The organism is Emticicia sp., from assembly GCF_043780375.1.
Lineage (GTDB): Bacteria > Bacteroidota > Bacteroidia > Cytophagales > Spirosomataceae > Emticicia.
Map to the genome: position 1 here is coordinate 1 of NZ_JAYWCU010000294.1, position 5,227 is coordinate 5,227.

Below are 5,227 nucleotides of genomic sequence, written 5' to 3' on the forward strand. Positions count from 1 at the left end.
TAAAATCAACATTGTTTTGCTCTTTTAAATAATCTAATAGCTTATAAATCAATAAATTAGGCTCTACACTAATTTCCTCTGGAAAGTAAATCGCTCCTCTGACGTAATCGAATTTCAATTCAGGATACATTTCTAAACACTGTCTTTTTGAGAGCAAACTACAAGGATAGCCTGTGCTTTGATGATGGCTGTAAAGTTCGTTTGCTAAGAGCCACTCATCTTCATCTGATGCGACATAAATACTGCCATTTTTTCTAACTGAAATGTCAAATTTTTGTTGAATTTCTTGGTAAATTTTCAATGATTTGATGCCATAATCGAACCATTTACCAGACATACCAGATGGTACAACTTGTCCGAAATTTCGAACTGTTGAGCCTACAGGAAAATTGTCTTTTTCTAAGATTAAAACTTTCATGCCACTTTTCGAAGCATGGTAAGCATGAGCTACTCCAAGAATACCCGCACCAACAATTATGAGGTCATATTTCATAACAAATTTTTAATAATTGGTTGCAATTCATTCAATGACGACAAAAGTCCGTGATTTCGATAAATCTTTAATTGTTCGAGGGAATGTGTACCATTAGTTAGCCCTAAAGACAAGTGACATCCTGCTCGCACGCCCGATTGTAAATCAGAGGGAGTATCGCCGATATTTATAACTTCTTGGGTATCTTTTATATTCAAAATTTTCATAGCTTTTTGAATCATCAATGGCTCTGGGCGACCTTTCTCAACTTCATCACTTGTAATCGACAAATCAATTATACTTTTCCCAGAAGCGTTAAAATGATTTTTATCTAAACCGTCTAACCACCCTATTTTCTCTAAAATTATATTGCTTACTTTTCTATAAAAGCCAGTTGTTAAAGCAATTTTAATTTGGTTTTCTCTCAAAAACGCAAAAATATCTAAGCATCCATCTGTTGGTAAAATTGGATTTTCGTGATAATGTTTTTCAAGGATTTCAGTAAAAATTTTGTAGGAGAGATTGGATTTCTCTTTTAAGTCTTTATGTGAATCGCCCAAGCGTTCGCCCCAAAGTAATTTAAAAACTTGAATTTTTGAATAGCCTTGCAATGCCAAAATACGTTCGTCCGAAACATCTAAATTAGTTTGTTTACAGGCTTGAGCAAAACAGGTTTCAACCTCTTTTTTATCTTGGATAGTTGTTCCTGCCATATCAAATACCACAAGTTTGATTTTATGAAGTTTCAGCATTTTTATTTGGTTATTTTCAACAACAAATAAAATACTAACTGTTCGACTTACGGCAAGTTTTGTGGGTGATTTAATGAAAAAATAACTTTTGAATAAATTACTTAACAATTAATTGATTTTTGTTGAAAACAAATAAGCCATATTTTACTAATCAAAATTACTAATTATTACCAACGATTGATTTTATGAGGTTATACAATCGACACTTAACAAATAAATCATAAACACTTAATCTAAAAAAATATAAATAAAGGTTTTGCTTATTTAAGTTTGTACTTAAATAAGCTTTATACATGATATATAATGACATGATTTTTGTTGAAAACAAAATCATAAACTCTGATAGAATCGAATATGCTCAAATCTATTTTGAAGAACTAAAAACCTACCTAAATTCTATTTATAAATATCCACAAGGCAATTGTCATAATTTAGTTCATTTTGGGTCTATGGTTTTAAATCAATACAATATTTCGTATAAAAAAATCTGGATTTTTGCTCCCTCTCGCATTCATGAAAAATCTAAACAATCTATTCAATTGCCTGACCCTAACGGTATATCGCTTAATGGAGAACTATCATGGGGTTATCATGTAGCTTTATTGGTCAATTATGTAAATGTGTCTTATATTTTTGATTATTTTATTGACGATACCAAACCTTTATATTTAAACGAGTGGTTACAAAAGATAAATCTCACAAATTTTCATTTGGAGTTTACTTCGCCAAGTCAATATCTTTTTCATGTAAATCCATCAAAAACAAAAAAAAATGGACTTTTTAATGGAGATTTCTTCTTATATGAAGGTCTTTGCAGAGACGCTGATTGGATTCCGAAGGGTTTAGCTATTAATGAAACCGCCATTGAATTTTACAAAAACGAAATATACAATCTTGAATCTACAACACCCTTGTGTAAAGAATATAAACTTTTGGTTGGAAGCGTCAATAATTTTGAGTGCGTTTTGAGAGATAAGGCTTTCAACAAAAAAATGACTATTGATTTTCAAGAAAAACACGAAGATGTTATTATAAAATATCACCTGATTTATGAACAAAATCTCGAAAAATGGATAGATGAACTTAGTAGGTTTTCGTAGTGTATATTGCGTCTTTGATGTTTGGTCAAAATTACAAGGCTTAAACCTCGTAATTCTTCAAAAAATGACCGCTTTAAATAAGATTGATGCTTATTTTATGAATTAATCGTTAAAACTTATACAACACAAAACCCGTTTGCACTTCTATAAAGTCTGAACGGGTTTTCTAATTTTAACAAATAAATAACATCATGCCTTCATTTTTTACATTTTGATAACCTACACTTAAAGTCAAGGTTATATTACTTCCCGACTTTTGCACTTGTAAATTTTAGCTTTCAAAAATCTACTTCATTACTGAAAGCGACACAATAAACTTAAATATTTCAAACAAATTTTATGAACAAATCTCTACTCAAAACCAAGTTTTCTGGTTTTTTCAGAATTTTGTTTTGTATGCTGTTGGCAATAATGTATGCCAATGCTCAAAATCAAAATGTTAGTGGCAAAATTTCTGCTCCAAACGGAGACCCTGTTCCAGGGGTAAGTGTACTCATCAAAGGTACTAATCAAGGCACAAATTCGGATGCTAACGGAAACTATAAACTAAGCAATGTATCTGCTCGTTCGGTAGTAGTTTTCTCAGCAATCGGGTTCGTAACACAAGAGCTAACAGTTGGTAATCAATCAGTTATCAACCTTGGTTTTGAAGAAGACACCAAAACTTTAAACGAAATTGTGGTTACTGCTTTGGGTATAAAAAAAGATGCTCGTCGTATTGGCGTGGCTATTCAGACAGTTGATGGAGCTTCTACGATTAAAGCACGTGAGCCAAATGCAATCAATGCTTTGGCAGGTAAAGTGGCAGGTTTAACAATTGGTATTCAACAAGAAATGCTTCGTAAACCAAATATCTCATTGAGAGGAAATAGCGAGATTCTTTACGTGGTTGATGGCGTGCCTATCAATTCTGATACTTGGAATATCAGCCCCGACGATATTGAGTCTTATTCTGTTTTGAAAGGTGCTTCAGCATCGGCTTTGTATGGTTTTCGTGGTAAAAATGGTGCAATTTTGATTTCCACCAAGCGTGGAACAAAAGACAAACGTGGATTTTCGGTAGATGTAAACTCTTCAACCATGTTTGATAACGGTTTTTATGCTATTCCGAAAGTACAAGACGAATATGGCCCTGGAGACCACGGTCGTTATGCGTTTGTTGACGGTAAAGGTGGTGGACTAAATGATGGTGATTATGACGGTGGCTGGGGACCAAAATTCGAAGGTCAATTGATTCCACAATACGATAGTCCTATTAATCCAACCACAGGAGTAAGAACTGGTACGCCATGGACTGCTCGTGGAAAAGACAATTTAGAACGTTTTTTACAAACAGGAATTCTCTCTACAAATAATATTTCGGTTGCCTCTTCGGGCGATAAATATAACTTGCGTTTTTCAACTTCGCAAACTACGCAACGTGGTATTGTGCCTAACACAAAATTGAATATCACTAATTTCAATTTGTCTTCTGACTACAAATTCTCAAATAAACTTTCATTTGAGTCGAGTTTACAATACAATCGTCAATATACGCCAAATATTCCTGACGTAAATTATGGACCAAACTCAATCATTTATAACATGACACTTTGGGCGGGTGCTGACTGGAATGTTGATGATATGCGTAATTATTGGCAAGCAGGAAAAGAAGGTATTCAACAAATTTATGCTGAGTACCAACGTTACAACAACCCCTATTTTATGAGTTATGAATGGTTGCGTAGCCATCAAAAGTCTGACATTATCGGACAAGCGGCGTTGACTTATAAATTTACAGATTATTTAGAAGCATCTGTTCGCTCGCAAATTACTACTTGGAACTTGTTCCGTAGTGAAAAAATGCCTTACTCTGCTGGTGCTTATGGTCGTGACGAGCGTCGTGGTGATTACCGTGAAGACCGCCGTAATTTGTTTGAAAACAATACAGATGTGCTGATTAAGTTCGACAAAGATTTATTCAGAGGCTTGAATGCTAAAATTTGGGGTGGTGGAAACATTCGTTCGTTTGAATATAATTCTCAATACGGTTCGACCGATTATTTGAACGTTCCAGGATTGTATAACTTCAATAATTCATCAAATCCTGTACGTACTGCCAATTTTGGTTCGGCAATGCGTGTAAATTCAGCGTATTACTCGGCTGACTTCTCTTACAAAAATTTCTTAACGCTCTCAACAACAGGTCGTGTTGATAAATTATCAACTTTACCTTCAGGAAATAATACGTTCTTCTACCCATCGGTTTCATTTGCTACGGTTATTTCTGATTATGTAACCGTGCCTTCATTTATTTCATTTTTGAAAGTACGTGCTTCTTATGCCAACGTAAAAGATGGCTTGACACGTTCGACAATCGGTACTACACCTGGTTTGACGGGCGATGGAAATCCGATTGGATACGGCGACCAATATTATTCTCCTTATGATGGCCCTGCATATTCAAACTCAGCGGTTTATTCTACACCATTTGCTTATAATAATCAGCCCGCTGGTTATTTTACGGGAGCTTTGAATAATCCAGAATTACAGCCAAGTTCAACTTCGCAATCAGAAATTGGCCTTGATTTGAGAATATTGAAAAACCGTCTTAGATTCGACCTTACCTATTTTATTTCAAACGAAGGTCCTAAAATCTTTTCTTTGCCAATCTCATCGGCTACGGGTTATACCTCAGCATTAGTAAATGGTATTAAAACTCAAAAAACTGGTTGGGAATTTGCGATAACAGGTTCACCAATAAAAAATACAAATGGATTTAATTGGGAGATTGTAGCCAATTACTCAACTTTCAAAGAAGTTTTGACAGAAATTTATCCAGGTGTAAATAGCTTAAATCAATTTTTCAAAGTTGGCGACAGATTAGACAAATACTATGGTCGTGCTTTTGCAAAAACGCCTGA

General features: G+C 34.3%; 4 protein-coding genes. 2 read left to right on the top strand and 2 right to left on the bottom strand.

Annotated elements, in window-relative coordinates; genetic code table 11:
* On the bottom strand, nucleotides 1-493 hold a 493-nt coding region (locus ACH2CJ_RS21445; protein WP_394996534.1), incomplete at its 3' end, for an FAD-dependent oxidoreductase.
* Entirely contained in the window at nucleotides 490-1,224 is a 735-nt protein-coding gene (locus tag ACH2CJ_RS21450; RefSeq protein ID WP_394996537.1) for an HAD hydrolase-like protein, read from the bottom strand. The genes ACH2CJ_RS21450 and ACH2CJ_RS21445, both read right to left, overlap by 4 nt.
* Before the next feature lie 293 nt (nucleotides 1,225-1,517).
* Between ACH2CJ_RS21450 and ACH2CJ_RS21455 the strand changes: the two genes are divergently transcribed.
* The gene (locus ACH2CJ_RS21455; RefSeq protein WP_394996540.1) at nucleotides 1,518-2,324 is read left to right on the top strand and encodes a protein-glutamine glutaminase family protein; all 807 of its coding nucleotides are present in this window, start codon (nucleotides 1,518-1,520) and stop codon (nucleotides 2,322-2,324) included.
* A gap of 339 nt (nucleotides 2,325-2,663) precedes the next feature.
* Nucleotides 2,664-5,227: SusC/RagA family TonB-linked outer membrane protein (locus ACH2CJ_RS21460; protein WP_394996542.1), on the top strand; the 2,564-nt coding region annotated here is incomplete at its 3' end.